This is a genomic window from Nocardia mikamii NBRC 108933, from assembly GCF_001613505.1.
Lineage (GTDB): Bacteria > Actinomycetota > Actinomycetes > Mycobacteriales > Mycobacteriaceae > Nocardia > Nocardia mikamii.
In genome coordinates, this window is record NZ_BDCM01000003.1 from 515,219 (window position 1) to 534,418 (window position 19,200).

19 protein-coding genes are annotated in these 19,200 nt (G+C 67.9%); 10 read left to right on the forward strand and 9 right to left on the reverse strand.

Features of this window, described 5'->3' with window-relative positions; all coding sequences use genetic code 11:
- Positions 1–282: 282 nt before the first annotated feature.
- Positions 283–1,062 carry an HAD-IB family hydrolase gene (locus tag NMI01S_RS03935; protein ID WP_062994793.1) on the forward strand — a complete coding sequence of 260 codons (780 nt, stop codon included), beginning with the start codon at positions 283–285 and terminating at the stop codon, positions 1,060–1,062.
- A 489-nt stretch (positions 1,063–1,551) separates the two neighbouring features.
- Here NMI01S_RS03935 and NMI01S_RS03940 read toward each other — a convergent pair whose 3' ends face one another.
- Positions 1,552–2,295: a Fic family protein gene (locus NMI01S_RS03940; RefSeq protein ID WP_062994794.1), complete on the reverse strand. Its 744-nt coding sequence runs from the start codon at positions 2,293–2,295 to the stop codon at positions 1,552–1,554.
- Positions 2,296–2,462: 167 nt separating this feature from the next.
- On the opposite strand from NMI01S_RS03940, the gene acs reads away from it, so the two are divergent.
- The 4 genes from acs (at position 2,463) to NMI01S_RS03960 (ending at position 7,388) form a co-directional block, all read left to right on the forward strand.
- Positions 2,463–4,442 (forward strand): acetate--CoA ligase, encoded by a 1,980-nt coding sequence (gene acs, locus NMI01S_RS03945; RefSeq protein ID WP_062994571.1) that lies wholly within the window; start codon positions 2,463–2,465, stop codon positions 4,440–4,442.
- Between the two features lie 210 nt (positions 4,443–4,652).
- The gene (gene nhaA / locus NMI01S_RS03950; protein WP_062994795.1) at positions 4,653–5,864 is read left to right on the forward strand and encodes a Na+/H+ antiporter NhaA; all 1,212 of its coding nucleotides are present in this window, start codon (positions 4,653–4,655) and stop codon (positions 5,862–5,864) included.
- A 39-nt stretch (positions 5,865–5,903) separates the two neighbouring features.
- Complete coding sequence (locus tag NMI01S_RS03955; RefSeq protein ID WP_062994572.1) at positions 5,904–6,395, forward strand: phage holin family protein; 492 nt, start codon at positions 5,904–5,906, stop codon at positions 6,393–6,395.
- Positions 6,396–6,416: 21 nt separating this feature from the next.
- Complete coding sequence (locus NMI01S_RS03960; protein WP_062994573.1) at positions 6,417–7,388, forward strand: alpha/beta fold hydrolase; 972 nt, start codon at positions 6,417–6,419, stop codon at positions 7,386–7,388.
- 14 nt (positions 7,389–7,402) lie between these two features.
- Here the strand turns inward: NMI01S_RS03960 and NMI01S_RS03965 are convergent, their stop codons facing one another.
- The 4 genes from NMI01S_RS03965 to nth form a co-directional block, all read right to left on the reverse strand.
- A complete protein-coding gene (locus NMI01S_RS03965) occupies positions 7,403–8,596 on the reverse strand; it encodes a MarP family serine protease (RefSeq protein ID WP_062994574.1) in 1,194 nt (397 codons plus the stop codon).
- Positions 8,593–9,342 (reverse strand): NUDIX hydrolase, encoded by a 750-nt coding sequence (locus NMI01S_RS03970; RefSeq protein WP_062994575.1) that lies wholly within the window; start codon positions 9,340–9,342, stop codon positions 8,593–8,595. The genes NMI01S_RS03965 and NMI01S_RS03970 overlap by 4 nt, the downstream gene beginning before the upstream one ends.
- A 70-nt stretch (positions 9,343–9,412) precedes the next feature.
- Positions 9,413–10,066 (reverse strand): TlpA family protein disulfide reductase, encoded by a 654-nt coding sequence (locus tag NMI01S_RS03975; protein WP_062994576.1) that lies wholly within the window; start codon positions 10,064–10,066, stop codon positions 9,413–9,415.
- Positions 10,063–10,818, reverse strand: coding sequence for an endonuclease III (gene nth / locus NMI01S_RS03980; protein WP_062994796.1), 756 nt, complete (start codon positions 10,816–10,818; stop codon positions 10,063–10,065). Before nth ends, NMI01S_RS03975 begins: the two co-directional genes overlap by 4 nt.
- Positions 10,819–11,032: 214 nt before the next feature.
- On the opposite strand from nth, the gene NMI01S_RS03985 reads away from it, so the two are divergent.
- Both NMI01S_RS03985 and NMI01S_RS03990 read left to right on the forward strand, forming a co-directional pair.
- The gene (locus tag NMI01S_RS03985) at positions 11,033–11,272 is read left to right on the forward strand and encodes a hypothetical protein (protein ID WP_063920640.1); all 240 of its coding nucleotides are present in this window, start codon (positions 11,033–11,035) and stop codon (positions 11,270–11,272) included.
- 268 nt (positions 11,273–11,540) lie between these two features.
- Positions 11,541–12,215, forward strand: a complete 675-nt coding sequence (locus NMI01S_RS03990; protein ID WP_019044571.1) for a Crp/Fnr family transcriptional regulator — start codon at positions 11,541–11,543, stop codon at positions 12,213–12,215.
- A gap of 30 nt (positions 12,216–12,245) precedes the next feature.
- On the opposite strand, the gene NMI01S_RS03995 is transcribed toward NMI01S_RS03990, so the two are convergent.
- Genes NMI01S_RS03995 through sp36 form a run of 3 tightly spaced genes read right to left on the reverse strand, consistent with a single transcriptional unit; the run spans position 12,246 to position 13,675 of the window.
- A complete protein-coding gene (locus NMI01S_RS03995) occupies positions 12,246–13,037 on the reverse strand; it encodes an MBL fold metallo-hydrolase (RefSeq protein WP_062994578.1) in 792 nt (263 codons plus the stop codon).
- Positions 13,038–13,046: 9 nt separating this feature from the next.
- Positions 13,047–13,514 carry a RidA family protein gene (locus NMI01S_RS04000; protein ID WP_036497372.1) on the reverse strand — a complete coding sequence of 156 codons (468 nt, stop codon included), beginning with the start codon at positions 13,512–13,514 and terminating at the stop codon, positions 13,047–13,049.
- Positions 13,511–13,675 (reverse strand): Sp36 family protein, encoded by a 165-nt coding sequence (gene sp36 / locus NMI01S_RS34690; protein WP_085997207.1) that lies wholly within the window; start codon positions 13,673–13,675, stop codon positions 13,511–13,513. The genes NMI01S_RS04000 and sp36 overlap by 4 nt, the downstream gene beginning before the upstream one ends.
- Before the next feature lie 164 nt (positions 13,676–13,839).
- On the opposite strand from sp36, the gene bagA reads away from it, so the two are divergent.
- Complete coding sequence (gene bagA, locus NMI01S_RS04005; RefSeq protein WP_051024132.1) at positions 13,840–14,877, forward strand: ATPase BagA; 1,038 nt, start codon at positions 13,840–13,842, stop codon at positions 14,875–14,877.
- Positions 14,877–16,085: an ATPase BagB gene (gene bagB / locus NMI01S_RS04010; RefSeq protein ID WP_062994579.1), complete on the forward strand. Its 1,209-nt coding sequence runs from the start codon at positions 14,877–14,879 to the stop codon at positions 16,083–16,085. The genes bagA and bagB overlap by 1 nt, the downstream gene beginning before the upstream one ends.
- Before the next feature lie 101 nt (positions 16,086–16,186).
- On the opposite strand, the gene NMI01S_RS04015 is transcribed toward bagB, so the two are convergent.
- Positions 16,187–16,510 carry a WhiB family transcriptional regulator gene (locus tag NMI01S_RS04015; RefSeq protein ID WP_030516437.1) on the reverse strand — a complete coding sequence of 108 codons (324 nt, stop codon included), beginning with the start codon at positions 16,508–16,510 and terminating at the stop codon, positions 16,187–16,189.
- 280 nt (positions 16,511–16,790) lie between these two features.
- Here NMI01S_RS04015 and NMI01S_RS04020 point away from each other — a divergent pair, with 280 nt between their 5' ends.
- Positions 16,791–19,154: a penicillin-binding protein gene (locus tag NMI01S_RS04020; RefSeq protein ID WP_062994580.1), complete on the forward strand. Its 2,364-nt coding sequence runs from the start codon at positions 16,791–16,793 to the stop codon at positions 19,152–19,154.
- Positions 19,155–19,200: the final 46 nt, after the last annotated feature.

The window sequence follows — 19,200 nt, forward strand, 5'->3', positions numbered from 1 at the left end:
GGTGCCAGCAATACTACACCCAGAAACCGGCCGCAATGCAAGTCCATCGCGCGACGAAGTTTCGGCCGGATCGGGGCGGTTCCCGGGGCATCGAACGGGGCGTGTGGGCGGGCTGAACGCCGCGTCGGCGGGAAAGCTCCCTATTCTGGAGCCGTGACGGCCGAGGGCGACCAAACAGCTACGAACGATCGGGCCGCCGGGGATACCGGGCACCCGCGACACCGCAACGACGCAGCAGCGAACCGGGCGCACGAGACGAGGGATGCGCCGTCCGCACCCCGGATCGCCGCCTTCTTCGATCTGGACAAGACGGTCATCGCGAAGTCGAGTGCGTTCGTCTTCAGCCGGCCGTTCTTCGCCCAGGGATTGATCGATCGGCGCACCGTGCTGGAGTCCAGTTACGCGCACTTCCTGTTCCTGCTCTCCGGTGCCGACCACGACCAGATGGAGCGGATGCGCGAACATCTGACGAAGATGACGGCCGGCTGGGATGTGTCGCAGGTGCGCTCGATCGTCGCCGAAACACTGCACGAACTGGTGGATCCGCTGATCTATGCCGAGGCCTCGGATCTGATCGCCGACCACAAGATCCGCGGCCACGACGTCGTGATCGTCTCGGCGTCGGGCGAGGAGATCGTCGCCCCGATCGCCGCCGCGCTGGGTGCCACACATACCGCGGCCACTCGCATGGTGGTCGAAAACGGTAAGTACACAGGCGAAGTCGAGTTCTACTGTTACGGCGAGGGCAAGGTCGAGGCGATCGAGGAACTGGCCGCGACGCAACGCTACGACCTCTCGCGCTGCTACGCCTACTCCGATTCGATCACCGATCTGCCGATGCTGTCGGCGGTCGGACATCCCACCGCGGTCAATCCCGACCGGAATCTGCGCCGCGAGGCGATGGCACGGGAGTGGCCGATCCTGACCTTCTCGAATCCGGTGTCACTGTGGTCGCGCATTCCCGCGCCGTCGACCACGACGGTGGCCGCCACGGCGGTGGTCGGGGTGAGTGCGGTACTGGCCGGCGCCCTCAGTTACCGGTTGCTGCGCCGGCGTCGCTGAAGGCGGCGCTCCGGGGGCATCGCGGCTGGTCAACGACGCGCAACCCATCGATGTAACCACGATTCGAGGGGCCACACGCCGATTATGAGTAATGTCCTTTCGACCCTTGATGTGAGGGGTCTCACAGAGTAACAATGGACGCACGGAGGGGCGGAAGGCCAAGATCGAAACGGAAGAGAAGGTTCGATCTCCCATCCGCACTTCCCAGCACGGACGCCAGGCACCCACGCGGAGCGCGCCGCGACAAGGGCAGAAGCGTTGTGGGCCTGCGAAATTCGAATTCACGTCGGCAATGGCCTCGCACAGGTTGCGGGGATGAACCGGCGGGGTTCGGATGATCGCCGAGGCCGCAGAACACAACCCGACAAGCACGCTTGGTAACCGGGTAGTCCGTGCTAGCGGGCGGTGAGGCCGACGACGGCTACGCCGCCCGCTTCGATGTGCGGACCCGTTTCGCCATCGCGGTGATCAGCGCTCGTCGCGCCCCGTTCATCCGGCCGCATCGGCGATCGATCGCGCCTCGCGGGCACCGTCCTCCAGCGCGCCGCAGCAGAACACCACCCAACCGCCCACACCCTCGGCCGTCCCCTCGGCGAAGCCCGCCGCGGCGTCGGCATAGGCCTGACGGCGCCGCAACCAGAAGACCTCGGGCACGCCCAGGCTGTGCGGATCCAGGCCGCTCGCCACGGCCACCAGCCGTGACGCCGCCCGCGCCACGACGCCGTCGGCGGAACCGAAGGGGCGCAACGACATCAACTCGCCGTGCACCACCGCGGCCAGCACGGGGGCCGGCGCATTCGAGGTCAGCACGGTCTGGGCCAGCAGATCGAGCCGTTCGGCGACACCAGGTTCCGGTCGCGGACGGCCGAGACCGATTTCGTCGTCGACCAGATCGGCCGCGGCGAGCAGATGCAGACGAGCCAGCGCCTGCAGCGGCGCGCGTTGCCACACACCGACCAGATTGCGCAGCGCGTCACCGTCGAGGGCCTGCCCGACCCGCAGCGCCCCCGCCAGAATCGGGTCGGCGACCCGGCCGTCGGCGGGCAGTTCGGTGGCCCCGCCGTCGATCGCCGCCGAGGACCGCGCCGCGCGCACCGCCGCCTCGGCCGCCGTCGTCGGCCAGCCCCGCCGGTTCGCCTTGTGCCGGTGGACTTCGGCGAGCGCATCGCGGGCGCGGTCGGCCGCATCGCGGACACCGGGCAGGTCGACCAGGGGTTGCAGCACGTCGGTCACGACCCACACGCTAGCCGAGCACACCACACGCCCGACCGGGGTCCGCGTCCCTGGCCCACCGTTCGGGACCGGTACGCGGCGCAGGTCACAGTCCGTTAGGGTCACATCGTGGCCGCGGTCACGCTGCGGCCGACGCGTATCCGATGGACAGGCCCGATGGAGGCGAGATGACCGACACCACCGCTGAGCACCGAGACGTGTACCCGCCTACCGCCGAATTCGCCGCGGCAGCCAATGCCGATGCGTCCATCTACGAGCGGGCGACGGCGGATCGCGACGGGTTCTGGGCCGAGCAGGCGCAGCGGCTGCACTGGCATCAGCCTTGGGATCAGGTGCTGGACTGGGACGACGCCCCGTTCGCGCGCTGGTTCACCGGCGGCAAGCTCAATGTCGCCTACAACTGCGTGGACCGCCACGTCGCCGACGGTTACGGCGACCAGGTCGCCATCCACTGGGAGGGTGAGCCCGGCGATTCCCGCTCGATCACCTACGCCCAGCTGCAGGCCGAGGTCTCCCAGGCCGCGAACTACTTCACCGAACTCGGCCTGGTCGCCGGCGACCGGGTCGCGATCTACATGCCGATGGTCCCCGAGGCCATCGTGTCCATGCTGGCCTGCGCGCGGCTGGGCCTGACCCATTCGGTGGTCTTCGCCGGCTTCTCCCCCAGCGCCCTGCGCCAGCGCGTCGACGACGCCGAGGCCCGCCTGGTGATCACCACCGACGGCCAGTGGCGCCGCGGTAAGGCCGCACCACTGAAGGAAGCCGTCGACGAGGCGCTCTACGCCCACGGCGACGTGCCGCACAGCGTGGAACACGTGCTGGTGGTGCGGCGCACGAACATCGAGATCCCGTGGACGCAGGGCCGCGACCTGTGGTGGCACGACACCGTCGCCCAGGCATCAACGGACCACGAGGCCCAGCCTTTCGATGCCGAGCACCCGCTCTACATCCTCTACACCTCCGGCACCACCGGAAAACCCAAGGGCATCCTGCACACCTCGGGCGGCTACCTGACCCAGGTCGCCTACACCCACCACTACGTCTTCGACCACAAACCCGGCGCCGACGTGTACTGGTGCACCGCCGACATCGGCTGGGTCACCGGGCACTCCTACATCGTGTACGGCCCGCTGGCAAACCGCGCCACCCAGGTCGTCTACGAGGGCACCCCCAACTTCCCCGACGAGCACCGGCACTGGCAGATCATCGAAAAGTACGGCGTCACAATCTATTACACCGCCCCCACGCTGATCCGCACCTTCATGAAGTGGGGCCGCGAGATCCCCGATGCCCACGACCTGTCCTCGCTGCGCGTGCTCGGCTCGGTCGGCGAACCGATCAACCCCGAAGCGTGGCGCTGGTACCGCGAAGTCATCGGCGCCGGCACCGCACCCATCGTCGACACCTGGTGGCAGACCGAAACCGGCGCCATCATGATCTCCCCGCTGCCGGGCGTCACCGCCGCCAAACCCGGCGCCGCCATGGCACCACTGCCCGGCATCTCCGCGAAAGTCGTCGACGAGGAAGGCAACTCCGTCGAAATCGATCGAACCGAAGCCGAATCTTCGGACCGCTCCGCGGTCGTCGGCTACTTGGTCCTCGACCAGCCGTGGCCGTCGATGCTGCGTGGCATCTGGGGCGACGACGAACGCTACAAGGCCACCTACTGGGAACGCTTCGCCTCTCAGGGCTGGTACTTCGCCGGCGACGGCGCCAAGATCGACGCCGACGGCGCCCTGTGGGTCCTGGGCCGCGTCGACGACGTCATGAACGTCTCCGGCCACCGCATCTCCACCGCCGAAGTCGAGTCCGCGCTCGTCGGACACCACAGCGTCGCCGAAGCCGCGGTCGTCGGCGCCAGCGATGCCACCACCGGACAGGGCATCGTCGCCTTCGTCATCCTCACCGGCGGCTCGAACAACTCCGGACAGCAGCTGGTGGACGAGCTCAAGGCCGAGGTCTCCCGCGAGATCAGCCCGATCGCCCGCCCCCGCGAAATCCACATCGTCCCCGAACTGCCCAAAACCCGCTCCGGCAAGATCATGCGCCGCCTGCTGCGCGACGTCGCCGAGGGCCGCGAACTCGGCGACACCTCCACCCTGGTCGACCCCAACGTGTTCGAAGCCATCCGCGCCTCCAACACCTGATCGATCGCGTCGTTCGAGCCCACGCCCGGTGCCGCACCGGGCGTGGGCTCGCCCGTTCGCCACCGCGACGCCCGGAGGCGACCGTAAACAGTCACGCCTGAACCGGTAAAATTTCGTCCAGGAGTGCCGGGAAGTCTGGTCGGCGTGTGGTTGGTGAGCCCGTTGCGGGAGTGCCCGCCGCAGTCGCCGTCCGCTCCCGAAAGGATCTCCGTGATCGTCGCGCTGCGCTCCGAGCTCGCTCGTTATCTCCGCACCGAAACCGTCGGCGGCGCCTTGCTGCTCGTCGCCGCGGCGGCGGCACTGCTGTGGGCCAATTCTCCCTGGCGCGACAGCTATTTCACGATGGGGGACACGCCGCTGGCGATCCCGGCGCTGCATCTGAACCTCACTCTGGGCGATTGGACCGAGGACGGTCTGCTCGCGGTGTTCTTCTTCGTCGCCGGGCTGGAGCTCAAACGCGAACTCGTCGTCGGTGAGCTGGCCGATCGCAAACGGGCCACGCTCCCGGTGGTGGCCGCGGTGGGCGGCGTGATCGTCCCGGCGGTGATCGCCTTCACCATCGGCTGGGGTGTACCGGGGATGGATCGCGGCTGGGCGATCCCGGTGGCGACCGATATCGCCTTCGCGCTCGCGGTGCTGGCCATGACCGGTTCGCGAATTCCGGCCGGGGCGAGGGTGTTTCTGCTCAGCCTGGCCGTCGTCGACGATCTGATGGCGATCGTCCTGATCGCCGTGCTGTTCACGACCACGGTGGCCGTCGGCTGGCTGGCCGGCGCGGCCGCCTGCTTCGCGAGCTGGGCCGTGGCGCAACGGCTGCGCATTCGTACCCCCCTGGTGTATGTGCCGCTGGCGCTGCTGTCGTGGTACGCCCTGCACGAGGCCGGGATTCATCCCACGCTGGCGGGGGTGATCTGCGGGCTGCTGACCCGAGTACGTCCGGATCCGGAGGAGGACGAGGCGCCGGCGGCCCGGCTCGAGCATCTGTTCCAGCCGATCTCCGCGGGCGTGTGCGTCCCGCTGTTCGCGCTGTTCGCCTCCGGAGTCCCGTTGTCCACCAAGGTTTTCGGCGAGATGTTCACCTCGCGGCTGTCGCTGGCGATCATCGCCGGACTGCTGATCGGCAAGACCGTGGGCATCTTCGGATCGAGCTGGCTGGCGATCCGGTTCGGAATCGCCAGGCGGCCCGCCGGTCTCGGCAATCGGGATATGTCGGCCCTGTCGGTACTGGGCGGGATCGGTTTCACCGTTAGCCTCTTGGTGGCAGAACTCGCGTTGCCCGACCGGGCCGCGACCGAACTGGCGAAAGCCGCCGTGTTGATGACGTCCTTGGCGGCCTCTCTGCTCGGTTCGGCGCTACTGTTGCGGCGTGGGCGGGCGCATCAGGCGCGGCGAGACGCGAGTGCGGCCACCGAATACGAGTGAAGGCCGGACAGCACCGGGACATGGAGAAGGGTCGAGCAATTGAGCTTCACACACGGCGGTAACGACGCGGGCCGAAACCGGACCATCACCTCGATTCCGCTGTCCGAGGTCGATACCACCGCGAATGCCAGCGTCGGGGATCTGGTGCGCGACGCCGCCGAGCAGATGTCGACCCTGGTCCGCGCCGAGGTGGAGCTGGCCAAGGCAGAGGTGACCGGCGAGATCAAGAAGGGCCTGCAGGGCAGCGTCTTCTTCATCGGCGCGCTGACGGTGCTGCTGTTCTCGTCGTTCTTCTTTTTCTTCTTCCTCGCCGAACTGCTGGATGTGTGGCTGTACCGGTGGGCGGCGTTCCTGATCGTCTTCGCGCTGATGATCGTCGTGGTGGCGGTCCTGGCGTTCCTCGGTTACCGGAAGGTGCGCAAGCTGCGAGCGCCGGAGAAGACGATCGAATCCCTCAAGGAAACCCGGACGGTGCTGCCGCACGGCTTCGGATCGCACGCCGACGGCCCGGCCGCCAAGCCGACCGCATAGTCCGGCGATTACGCTTTCGGCGTGTCGTCGAATCCGATTCCCGATCCGTCCAGCGTCCGCTTCGACGGCCCGTGGACGCATCGCGACGTGCACGCCAACGGCATCCGCTTCCACATCGCCGAGGGCGGCACCGACGATGCGGTGGGCGACCCCGCGCGGCCGCTGGTCGTCCTGCTGCACGGCTTCGGCGATTTCTGGTGGTCGTGGCGGCATCAGCTGACCGGGCTCACCCGGGCGGGTTATCGCGCGGTCGCGGTCGATCTGCGCGGGTACGGCGATTCCGACAAACCTCCGCGCGGCTACGACGGCTGGACACTGGCCGGTGACATCGCCGGCCTGGTGCGGGCGCTCGGGCATTCCGACGCCACCCTGGTCGGCCATGCCGAGGGCGGACTGGTGTGCTGGGCGACCGCGGTGCTGCATCCGCGGGTGGTGCGGTCGATCGCGCTGATCGCGTCACCGCATCCGGTGGCGTTGAAACGGGCCGTGTTGCGCGATCGTCGCCAGCGCGCCGCCTATCTGCCGAATTTCCTGCGGTATCAGCTGCCGCGGTACGGCGAGCGCCGGCTGACCCGCCAGGACGGATTCGAAATCGAACGTCTTGTGCGCGAGCGGGTCGCGCCGCGGTGGGCGGGCACTACGGAGTTCGTCGATACCGCCCAGCGCATGCGCTCGGCGATCCGGATACCCGGCGCGGCGCACTGTGCGCTGGAGTATCAGCGCTGGGCCTTCCGCAGTCAGTGGCGTCCCGACGGCCGCCGCTTCCTGGCGGCGATGCGCGAACCCGTCCGCGTGCCGACGCTGATCCTGCGCGGCGACGCCGACCTCTACATGCTCGAATCCACCGTGCGCGGCGCCGGCAAACTCGCGCCCGGCCGCCGCGTGGTCACGATTCCGGAGGCGGGACACTTCGCCCACCAGGAGAACCCGGACGCCGTCACGACGGAACTGTCGAAACTGCTGGGCGACCCGGCCACCCCGCAATACGCCTGACGCGAGCGGATCCCTCAGCTCAGCACGCAGTCACCGGTGCCGACGGGCGCGGTCGAATTGGACGCGGCCTCCAGATCGGACTCGACCTCCTTCAAGGTGAGCACATAGCCGGTGTCGTCGTCGGTGACCGCCGCGCCGAAGACCACGCCCAGCACCTCACCGTCGGTGTCGACCAGCGGGCCACCGGAATTGCCGGCGCGGACCCGGCCGCGCACGGTGTACACCTGGCGTTCGACGGTGTTGCTCTTGTAGATATCGGGACCGGTCAGTTCGAGCGTCTCCCGGACCCGGGCCGCGCTGGCGGTGTAGGGACCACCGCCGGGGTAGCCGAGGACGATCGAGCTCTGACCGGATTTTCCGGGCGAGGGCGCGAGCGGGATCACCGGCGCGTTGAGTCCGGGAACGGCCAGAATGGCGACGTCCTTGGACGGATCGAACAGCACGACCGTCGCGTCCAGGCGACCGCGCGCGGTGTCGACCTGCACGGTGGAGGTGCCCGCGACCACGTGCGCGTTGGTCATGATGCGCTCGGGCGCCACGACGAAGCCGGAACCCTCCAGCGCGCGCTGGCAACTCGGTGCGACACCGTTCACCCGCAACACGCTGTGCTGAAGATTCAGCGCGACGGGCGTGTCGAGAACGCTCGGGTCCGGCGGCTCGACCGCGGCGATCGGCGCGCGGCCGAACGGGCCGATCACCTCCGGCAGGCCCGAGGTGTTGAGCAGGTTGGAGAATTCGTTCGGCACCCGGCGCAGCCAGTTCGGTGCGACCTGGTTCACGTCGGCGAGCACCCGGGAGCCGTTGACCGCGGCCGCGATACCCGGCTGGGACGACGATGCCAGCGGCAACGCCAGCAGCCAGGCGGTGACCATCACGGCCACACACTGCAGCGCCGCGCCCACCACGCTGTCGATACTGCGGGTGAACGGATGCCGCATCCCGCTGCGCGCCGCGCGGCCCAGGACCATGCCCGCCACCTCGCCCACGATCACCAGCGCGACGATGAGCACGACGCCCACGAGGACGCGCTTACGGCCCTCGCTGATGTGCTGCAGGATGTGCGGCGCGATCAGAATGCCGGCCACAGCGCCGAGCACCACGCCGAGAAATCCGAGCGCCGAGGCCACCGCACCCTGTCTCCACCCCGAGGTGGCGGCCAACAGCGCGATGATGACGACCGCGAGGTCGAGCCACCCGGAACTACTCATAACGTCATCCCCACTGCCGCGAGCGAAGCCTGCAGATCACGCACGTCGTGGTGATCCCAGTCCCGCTCCCATCCCGATACCGCAAGCAGACCGGCGAGCACGCCGGCGGTGAAACCCCAGACGAGCATGCCATCGACGGCGAAGGCCGGTCCCATGTACCCCAGAGGATGGCGAACGACGAACCGGTTCGCCGGGTCGATCAGATCCGCCAGCGGCACCCGCACCACGCGAGCGGCTTCGGTTTCGCTGACCACCCCCACCTCACCGGGCGTGCGCCAATACGCGACCACGGGTGTGACGTCGAACCGGGAAGGCGGGACGAAGATCTTGGGCAGGACGGCGAACGGTTGCACGCCCACGGGGTCCAGGCCGGTCTCCTCGCGCGCCTCGCGCAGCGCGGTGCCGATCGGACCGTCGTCACCCGGCTCCACGCCGCCGCCCGGGAACGCGACCTGCCCGCGATGCTGGCGCAGGGTGGCGGCGCGCTGAGTCAGCAATACGTCCGCGTCGGCGGGCAGGCCGCCACGAGCTCCCGGATCGACGTCCGGCGAACCGCCGAACAGCACGAGTACCGCGGCCTCCCGCGGTCGCAACGCGGCCGACACCAGCTTGCCCGCGGTGCGATTGAGCACCTGATTCACGCCCGTGGGATCGGCCGGCTCGTGTTCGGCCACGCCGCGCAACCATTCCGGGATGTCGATGGCTACCGGTTGCGGCCGCTTCTCACCGGTCGAGCCGTCGCTCATGCTGGGTCCATCGGGCTGAACCGAAACCTTCCGTGCTCGTCCCCGCCCACGCGGGCGGCGACCTGTCCGCTCACAGCCGGACCCCCAGTTCCTGCGCGACCGTGGCGGCGACCTCGTCGGCGGTGTCGAACGGGTGCACCACCACTTTCGCGATCGACCCGTCGGCGCGCACGAGGACCGAGACCGGCAGTACGGACGGCGCCCGAACCGCGGTACGCACCTTGCCGGAGCCGTCCTGGACGCCCGGCAGACGCACATCGAGATCACGCAGGCGGGCCAGCGCCTTGCCCTCGTCGGGATCGCTGTGCACGGTCAGTACCGTGAGCGCGCTACCGGCGCGGGCCGAGAATTGCTGCAGCGCGGGCAGTTCCCGCGCGCACGGCTCGCACCAGTAGGCCCACAGATTCACCAGGGCCGGACGTCCGGCCAGCGCCTCGCCGAGGTCGACCGGTCGCCCGTCGGCCAGACATTCGAGCGTGATTCCGGCCAGCGGACCGGCGGCCGGCGTCGGCGGCCGGCCCGTCGGATCACCCGGGCGCGGACAGTCGGCCAGCGCCGCCGCGGCACGCTGACCGTCGGAGGGCGAGGCGGGACCGCCGCGCACCGCGGTGGTGGTCACGGTCGGAGTGTGGTCGTCGCCGCGCGGCCAGACCGCGACCGCGAGCGCCACCACCGCTATGAGGATGACGAACGCCCATCGCCACGCCGTCGGAACCGATTTCACCGGCCCACCAATTCGAGCAGATGCTCGGCCTCGGGTCCCTTCACCAGTGCGGCGGCCGTCACGGGGTCGGTCGGGCCGATTCCGAACGAGGGGCAATCCTTGGCCAGCAGGCAGGCGCCGCACGCCGGTTTACGGGAATGGCAGACGCGGCGGCCGTGGAAGATCACCCGATGCGAGAGCATCGTCCATTCCTTGCGCTCGATCAGTTCGCCGACGGCGTGTTCGATCTTGACCGGATCGTCCTCGGTGGTCCATTTCCATCGCTGCACCAGCCGCGAGAAATGGGTATCGACAGTGATTCCCGGCACATCGAAGGCATTGCCGAGGATGACATTGGCGGTCTTGCGCCCGATTCCCGGCAATTTCACCAATTCGGACATCGTGTGCGGCAGCACGCCGTCGTGCTGTTCCATCAGCGCCTGCCCCAGCCCGATCAGCGAACTCGTCTTGTTGCGGTAGAAGCCGGTGGGCCGGATGTATTCCTCGAGTTCCGTGCGGTCGGCCGCGGCATAGGCCTCGGCGTCGCGGTACCGGGCGAACAACGCCGGAGTCGTCTGGTTCACCCGGACGTCGGTGCATTGCGCGGAAAGGATTGTGGCAACGGCCAATTCGAGCGGGGTGGTGAAATCCAGTTCGCAGTGCGCATCGGGAAATGCCAGCGCCAGCGTGCGATTCATCCGCCGGGCGCGGCGTACCAGCCCCAGCCGGGTTTCGTCGGAGAATCGGGCGGCCGGTTTCGAGTTCGCACCCACAGATTTCTGCGGAGATTTTTTCCGAGCCGCAGAACTCGATTCGGTCGATGTGACCGACGCCGCATCGGTGGCCGTCGCGGCCGTCTCGTGCCCGTTCACGGCGGTGGATCTGGGTTCACGCACTCGTCCACCATACGGAACCGCACCGACGTGAGCGCGATCGCGAACAATCCCCGTGTTCCATCTGAGACCTTCTCCGTGTTTACTCACCCGTATGCAAGGACTCGCTGTGGTGCTCTTCCCGGTGGTGTTGATGCTTTTCGCACTGTTCATGGAACGTGTCGAAAACCGGCTGCGCAAGCTGCTCGAACCGGGTGAAGAGGTCCAGCAATATCTGGACAGGGCCAGCAATGCCGAGGTCAACGAGCTGGCCAAGTTGGGCGTGCCCGCACACGCCGGCTCCGCCGGCCGCCGCCGTAATCGCGACGAATTGGACGTCGCCCAGGCCAGCTGACCCGATTCCGCCCGTCCGGCGATACCGCCGCCCCGACCCGCGAATACCCGAGCCCGGGAACTTTCCGCGACGCCGCGCCCGTTCACAAACCGCACGTTACGTGGTGTCTGTCACTACGCTGCGTGGATGGCAAGTAGACTGCACTGTCGGCCGAACGCTTCGGTCCAGCACTGTGGCGAGCGACGCCGAGCCAGGCGGCAGCCTGCGTACACGTAGGGACCCGCTGACGCCGCAGTAAGCACCGTCAATTCCCATAAGGAGCACATTCGTGGACGAGGCCCTCGCCAGAGCAGGCATCTTCCAAGGCGTCGAGCCCACCGCGGTGGCTGCTCTCGCCAAACAGCTTCAGCCTGTGGATTTTCCACGCGGCCATGTCATTTTCAATGAGGGCGAACCCGGCGATCGGCTGTACATCATCACGTCGGGCAAGGTGAAGATCGGCCGCCGTTCCCCGGACGGGCGCGAGAACCTGCTGACCATCATGGGCCCGTCGGACATGTTCGGCGAGCTGTCGATCTTCGATCCGGGCCCGCGTACCTCCACGGCCACCACGGTGACCGAGGTGCGTGCGGTGACCATGGATCGCGATGCGCTCAAGGCCTGGATCGACCAGCGGCCGGAGATCGCCGAACAGTTGCTGCGGGTGCTCGCCCGTCGCCTCCGGCGTACCAACAACAACCTGGCCGACCTGATCTTCACCGATGTCCCGGGTCGAGTCGCCAAGGCGCTGCTGCAGCTCGCGCAGCGGTTCGGCACTCAGGAGGCCGGTGCCCTGCGGGTCACCCACGACCTCACCCAGGAAGAGATCGCCCAGCTGGTCGGCGCCTCGCGCGAGACGGTGAACAAGGCCCTGGCCGATTTCGCCCACCGCGGGTGGCTGCGGCTCGAGGGTAAGAGCGTGCTGATCTCCGATTCGGAGCGGCTGGCTCGCCGGGCGCGGTAGGGATTCCCACCGCGCTCCGGCGCATCCGGCTCAGTTCCGGCCGCGCAGGTAAGCGAGCTGGGCCTTGACCGAGCTGCGCGCGGCCGGCCACAGCCGTTTGTCCACATCGGCGTAGACCTTCGCCACGATCTGCAGCGGCGTCGCGTTCTCACCCAGTTCGCGCAAGGCCGCCCGCACCTGGTCCAGGCGCTGACGCCGATGCTCGATGTAGTAACCGATCACCGGCTCGGCCTGCGGGTGGTCGGGGCCGTGCGCCGGGAGCAGCGCACGGCCGGGGGCGTGCCGGGCGAGCAGCGCGAGCGAGTCGAGATAGTCGCCGAGCGCGCCGTCCCGCGATTCCAGCACCGTCGTACCACTGCCGAGCACGGTATCGCCGGTGATCAGCGCGTCGTCGAGCAGCAAGCTGACCGAATCCTGGGTGTGTCCCGGGGTGCCCAGCACCGTCAGGCGCAGCCCGGCCGCCTCGACGACCTCGCCGTCGGTGAGTGGCGCCGAGGAGCCGGACAGATATTTCGGATCCATCGCCCGTACCGGCGTTCCGGTCAGCTTCACCAGCCGATCGATGCCGCCGGTGTGGTCGTGATGGTGATGGGTGATCAGCGTCAGCGCGATATTGCCGTCGGTGGCGCGGGCGATCGCCTCGCTGTGCGCCTTGTCCTTGGGCCCCGGATCGATCACCACACAGTCGGATCGATCCGGCGCCCGCAGAATCCAGGTGTTCGTACCCTCCAGGGTCATCTGGTTCGGATTGTCGGCCAACAGCACCGAAGCGGTCCCGGTGACCGGCCGCAGTTGCCCGTACGCGGGATGAGTGAGGGTCATCTCCCTTGCCTACCGCACTTCGGCGATCAGCTCCACCTCGACCGGAGTGTTCTTGGGCAACTCGAAAACGCCGACCGCGGACCGGGCGTGCACTCCAGCCGCGCCGAAGACCTCGCCCAACAGCTCGGACGCGCCGTTGATCACCAGCGGCTGGTCGGTGAACCCCGGCGCCGAGGCGACGAATCCCACCACCTTCACGATCCGCACGACCGCGTCCAGCCCGACCAGATCGTGGACCGCGGCCAGCGCGTTCAACGCGCACAGGCCGGCCGCACGCGCGGCGTCCTCGACGCTCACGTCGGCGCCGACTTTGCCGGTCGCCGACAGCGCGCCGTCGACGAACGGCAGCTGGCCGGCGGTGTAGACCAGCGAACCGCTGCGCACCGCCGGAATGTAGGCGCCCGCCGGAGCCGCGACCGGCGGCAGGGCGAGACCCAGTCGTTCGAGGTTGGCGCGCCAGTCGGTGCCGGCCGTCACTGCTTGGGCCGCTTCAGGTAGGCCACGTGCTGTTCACCGGTCGGCCCCGGCAGCACCGTGACCAGCTCCCAGCCGTCGGCGCCCCACTGATCCAGAATCTGTTTGGTCGCATGCGTCAACAGCGGCACCGTCGCGTATTCCCAGACCGTCACATCGCTCATGTCGCAGAAGCGTACTGGGTGGACCGACGGTGAATTGTGCGGCCGAGCGACTCGTCGCGGACCGATCAGCACATTCGCGGCTCGCACGGAAGTGCGCTGTGGTCTACCAGACAGTAGGGCGATCCTCTGGTCGCTGTTTCGTAACGGGTTATAGGCTCGCGAGCGTGGGAGTACCGACAGCAGTACCCGTTTCGCAAGAGCCGGGACTGAAATTAGGGTGGCCGGACCGAGCCGACAAAGCGCGGCTGCATTACGTGTCCGGCAAGGGCGGGACCGGAAAATCCACGGTCGCAGGCGCTTTGGCGCTCGCGTTGGCCGCCGGCGGGCGGCGGGTGCTGCTGGTCGAGGTGGAGGGCCGCCAGTCGATTGCCCAATTGTTCGATCTGCCGCCGCTGCCGCCCACCGAAACCAAGATCGCCACCGCCGACGGTGGCGGCGAGGTGATGGCGCTGGCCCTCGATATCGAACACGCCTTCCTCGAATACCTCGACATGTTCTACAACCTCGGCTTCGCGGGCCGGGCGATGCGCCGGATGGGCGCCATCGAATTCGTCACGACCATCGCTCCGGGTCTGCGCGACGTGATACTGACCGGCAAGATCAAGGAATGCGCGGTCCGCACCGACAAATCCGGTAAGCGCGTCTACGACGAGATCGTGGTCGACGCCCCGCCGACCGGTCGCATCGCCGGATTCCTCGACGTCACCAAGGCCATGGCCGAGGTAGCCAAGGGTGGGCCGATCGCCGGGCAGGCGGAGGGCGTGGCGGCGCTGCTGCATTCCGAGCAGACCGTCGTCCACCTGGTGACCCTGCTCGAGGCGCTGCCGGTGCAGGAGACCGCGGATGCGATCGCCGAGTTGACCGAATCGGATTTCCGCATCGGCACGGTCATCGTCAATCGCGCCACCGAGGGCTTTCTCCCCGCCCCGGTGCGCGCCCGCGTCGCGACCGGTGACCTCGATCTGGACGCCGTCCGCGCGGGGCTGGCCGAGGCCGGAATCACGGTGGACGACAACGACTTCCAGGGCCTGATCCAGGAAGCCGTGGAACATTCGGCCACCCTGCAGGCCCAGGACGACAGCTCCGCCGAACTGGCGAAGGTGGATATCAGCCGCTTGTATCTGCCGGCGTTGCCCGACGGTATGGACCTGGGCGGACTGTACGAACTGGCCGAACACCTGAGCGCGCAGGGAGTCCGCTGATGAGCCATCCGAGCCCGCTGATCCCGCCGGCGACTCCGCTGCTGGATGTCGAGGCCGTCATCGCCGACCCGACCGCCCGGGTGGTGGTGTGCTGCGGCTCCGGCGGAGTCGGCAAGACCACCACCGCCGCGGCGATCGCCCTGCGCGCGGCCGAACAGGGCCGCAAGGTCGTGGTGCTGACCATCGACCCGGCGCGGCGGCTGGCCCAGTCCCTGGGCGTCAGCGACCTCGGCAACGCTCCCCAGCGCGTCCAACTGCCCGAGACGGCCAAGGGTGAGCTGTACGCGATGATGCTCAACATGCGCCGCACCTTCGACGACATGGTGCTCGAGCACACCAGCCCGGACAAGGCCGAGCAGATCTTCGCCAACCCCTTCTATCAGACCGTCGCGTCCTCCTTCGGCGGAACGCAGGAGTACATGGCGATGGAGAAGCTGGGCCAGCTGGTCGCCAAGCGCGAGTGGGATCTGGTCGTCGTCGACACCCCGCCCTCCCGCAACGCTCTGGACTTCCTCGACGCGCCCAAGCGGCTCGGCAATTTCCTCAACGGCCGGATGATCCGGGTCATCATGGCGCCCGGGCGCGGCGTGGGCCGCTTCGTCACCGGTGCGATGAGCCTCGCCGTGCGCGGGGTGTCCACGGTCGTGGGCGGGCAGATGCTCAAGGACGCTTCGCTGTTCCTGCAGTCGCTGGAATCGATGTTCGGCGGCTTCCAGGACCGCGCCGAACGCACCTACGCCATGCTCTCGCGGCCCGGAACCCATTTCGTGGTGGTCGCCGCGGCCGAGCCGGACGCGCTGCGCGAGGCGTCGTTCTTCGTGGATCGGCTCTCCACCGACGGAATGCCGCTGGCCGGGCTGGTTCTCAATCGCACCCATCCGGTGCTGTGCACCCTCTCGTCGGCTCAGGCGACCGCCGCCGCGGACCGGCTGAGCCCCGGCCCGGGCAGCGCCTCCGACGGCACCACGAAGGAGGCCGTGGCCGCCACGGACGCCGCCACCGATCCCGCGACGCTGACCGCCGACATCCTGCGCATCCACGCCCATCGCGCGGTCACCGCCAAACGCGAACAGCATCTGCTGCACCGCTTCACCAGCGCCCATCCGCGGGTGCCGATCGTGACGGTGACCGCGCTGCCGTTCGAAGTGTCCGATCTGGACGCGTTGCGCGCGGTCGGCGAACAGCTCGCCGGATCCGACGCCGCCTGAATTCTCCAATGGTGATGACGCGCGGCCCCGATTCCGCACGTCACCGGGCTGAAAGCGATCCGAGCCCGCACCCCGCGGGCTCGGACCGTAGAGCTGATCGACTACATCGCGACCTTCTGCTGACGCTGGGCGCGGAAGAAGTCCGCCCAGGAGGTCACCTCGGGATGCTGCTTGAGCAGCGCACGCCGCTGCCGCTCGGTCATCCCACCCCACACACCGAATTCCACTCGATTGTCCAGGGCGTCGGCACCGCACTCCATGAGCACCGGGCAGTGCCGACAGATGGTGGCCGCCTTGCGCTGGGCGGCACCACGCACGAACAACTGGTCGGGATCCACTTCCTTGCATCGGGCCTGGGACACCCAGGCGATTCTCGCTTCGGCCTGCTCCACGTCCAATCGAGCGATGGGGGTAGTCATGTGCATTTGGTGTGCCCCTTTGCAGTCCGAACACCGGGTCAACGGCGCTCCGGAATCGCGTGCAGCCCACAGCAACCCAACCCCGCTGCGCTCCGCACCACATTCCACTTTGAGTGTTAGCTCTATCACACTGGGTTCTCAATCTAGGTAAAGGTATGGGCCCAGCGCAAGACCGTGCCCGTAATTTCTGGTACGCCCGTCCCTGCGGAGGCCGCGCGACCAGGTGTCATGGCGCGCCGCCGACCGCGCACCGCGCGTGTGACGGCGGGCAATTAGGCTGGGGCGCGTGCCGATCTCACAAACGCTCGCGAGGCTCGCCGGCGCCTGCGTCCTAGCGGCCGTACTCGTCGCCGGATTGCTGTTCCCGCTCGCAGGCGGCTTCGGGTACCTGTCGAACCGCGCAGCCGATGCCGTGGACAACGTTTCCGCGGAATTGGTGGAGGGCACCGCACCGGCGGTGTCGACGATGGTCGATGCGACCGGAGCCCCCATCGCGTGGCTGTACGAGCAGAGACGTTTCGAGGTCCCCAGCGACAAGATCTCCAACGATATGAAGTTGGCGATCGTCTCCATCGAGGACAAACGCTTCGCCGAACACGGCGGCGTCGACTGGCAGGGCACGCTGCGCGCATTCCTGACCAACACCTCGAGCGGTGAAGTCCAGCAGGGCGCCTCGACCATCGACCAGCAGTACGTGAAGAACTTCCAACTGCTGGTGGTCGCGAAAACCGACGCCGAACGCCGTGCCGCCATCGAGACCACGCCGGCGCGTAAACTGCGCGAAATCCGAATGGCGCTGACCTTGGAGAAAGAACTCACCAAGGACGAGATTCTCACCCGCTATCTGAACCTGGTCCCGTTCGGCAACGGCTCCTACGGCATTCAGGACGCGGCGCAGACCTATTTCGGCGTCGACGCCAAGGATTTGAAGGTCGCGCAGGCCGCCATGCTCGCCGGTATGGTCCAGTCCAGCTCCAAACTCAACCCGTACACCAATCCCAAGGGCGTGCTGGAGCGGCGTAATACCGTGCTGGACACCCTGATCCAGAACATTCCGAGCCGGGCCGACGAATTCCGGGCCGCCAAGGAGCAGCCGCTGGGTGTGCTGCCGGAGCCCAAGGGCCTGCCGCGCGGATGCATCGCCGCAGGTGACCGCGGTTATTTCTGTGATTACGCACTGCAATATCTGGCCAATTCCGGTATCAGCAAGGATCAGATGGACAAGGGCGGATATCTGATCCGCACCACCTTGGATCCGGCGGTGCAGAATTCGGTCAAGGCCGCCGTCACGGCGAACACCGATCCGAATCTGGAGAATATCGCCGAGGTCATGAGCATCATCGCTCCCGGCCAGGACTCCCACCACATCCTGGCGATGACCTCGAGCCGCACCTACGGCCTGGATCAGGGCGCGCATCAAACCGTCCAACCGCAGCCGTATTCGATGGTCGGTGACGGCGCCGGATCCATTTTCAAGATCTTCACCACGGCCGCCGCCATGGAGAAGGGCCTGGGCACCAGCGCTCAGCTGGACGTGCCCTCGTTCTTCGCCGCGAAGGGTATGGGTAACGGTGGCGCCGTGGGCTGCCCACCCGCCACCTACTGCGTGAAGAACGCCGGTAATTACAAATCACCGGAATCGGTGACCGAAGCGTTGGCGCAGTCACCGAATACCGCGTTCGTCAAGCTCATTCAGGACGTCGGCGTGACACCGACGGTCGATATGGCGGTACGGCTCGGGATGCGTTCCTACACCGAAGCGGGCACCTCCGGCCACGGTAATCAGAGCCTGGCGGACATGATCAAACAGCAGAATCTCGGCTCGTTCACCCTGGGCCCGGTCGCGATCAATCCGCTGGAACTGTCCAATGTCGCCGCGACGCTGGCCTCCGGCGGAAAGTGGTGCCCGCCGTCGCCGATCGCCGAGGTTCTCGACCGCGACGGCAAGCAGGTGCCGCTCACCCAGCAGGCCTGTGAACAGGTCGTCGAGCCGGGCTTGGCGAATACGCTGGCCAACGCGCTGAGCCAGGACGCCGTGGGCGGTACCGCGGCCGGTTCCGCGCATGTGGTGGGCTGGAACGCCCCGGTGTCGGCCAAGACGGGAACCACCGAAACCCACCGGTCCTCGGCATTCCTCGGGTTCACCAATTCGATGGCCGGCGCCGCCTACATCTACGGCGACTCCCCGACGCCCGGCGAGATCTGCTCGTTCCCGCTGCGTACCTGCGGTGACGGCAACCTCTACGGCGGTAACGAACCGGCTCGCAGCTGGTTCGGCGGTATCAAGCCGGTACTCGACAAATTCCCGCCGCCGGCGCTGCCGCCGCTGGACGACAAGTACGTGCGCGGCTCGAACAACGCTCAGATTCCGGATGTGAACGGCATGTCGGAGTCCGAGGCCCGCTCGGTGCTCATCGGCGCGGGGTTCCAGGTGTCGACGGTCACCTCGCCCGGGTCGGCGGCGAAGGGCACGGTCACCGCTACGACGCCGAACGGCTCGGCCATCCCCGGATCGGTGATCACGGTGCTCGTCAGCGACGGCACACAGCGGGAGATCCCGCGCCCCGGACCGGCGCCCGCGCCGCCGGTGCTCCCGGGTCTTCCGCAGATACCCAGGCTGCCACCGATTCCGATTCCGATCCCCCGGTAGCGATACGCGAGAGGCCGGCGAATGTGCGACACATTCGCCGGCCTCC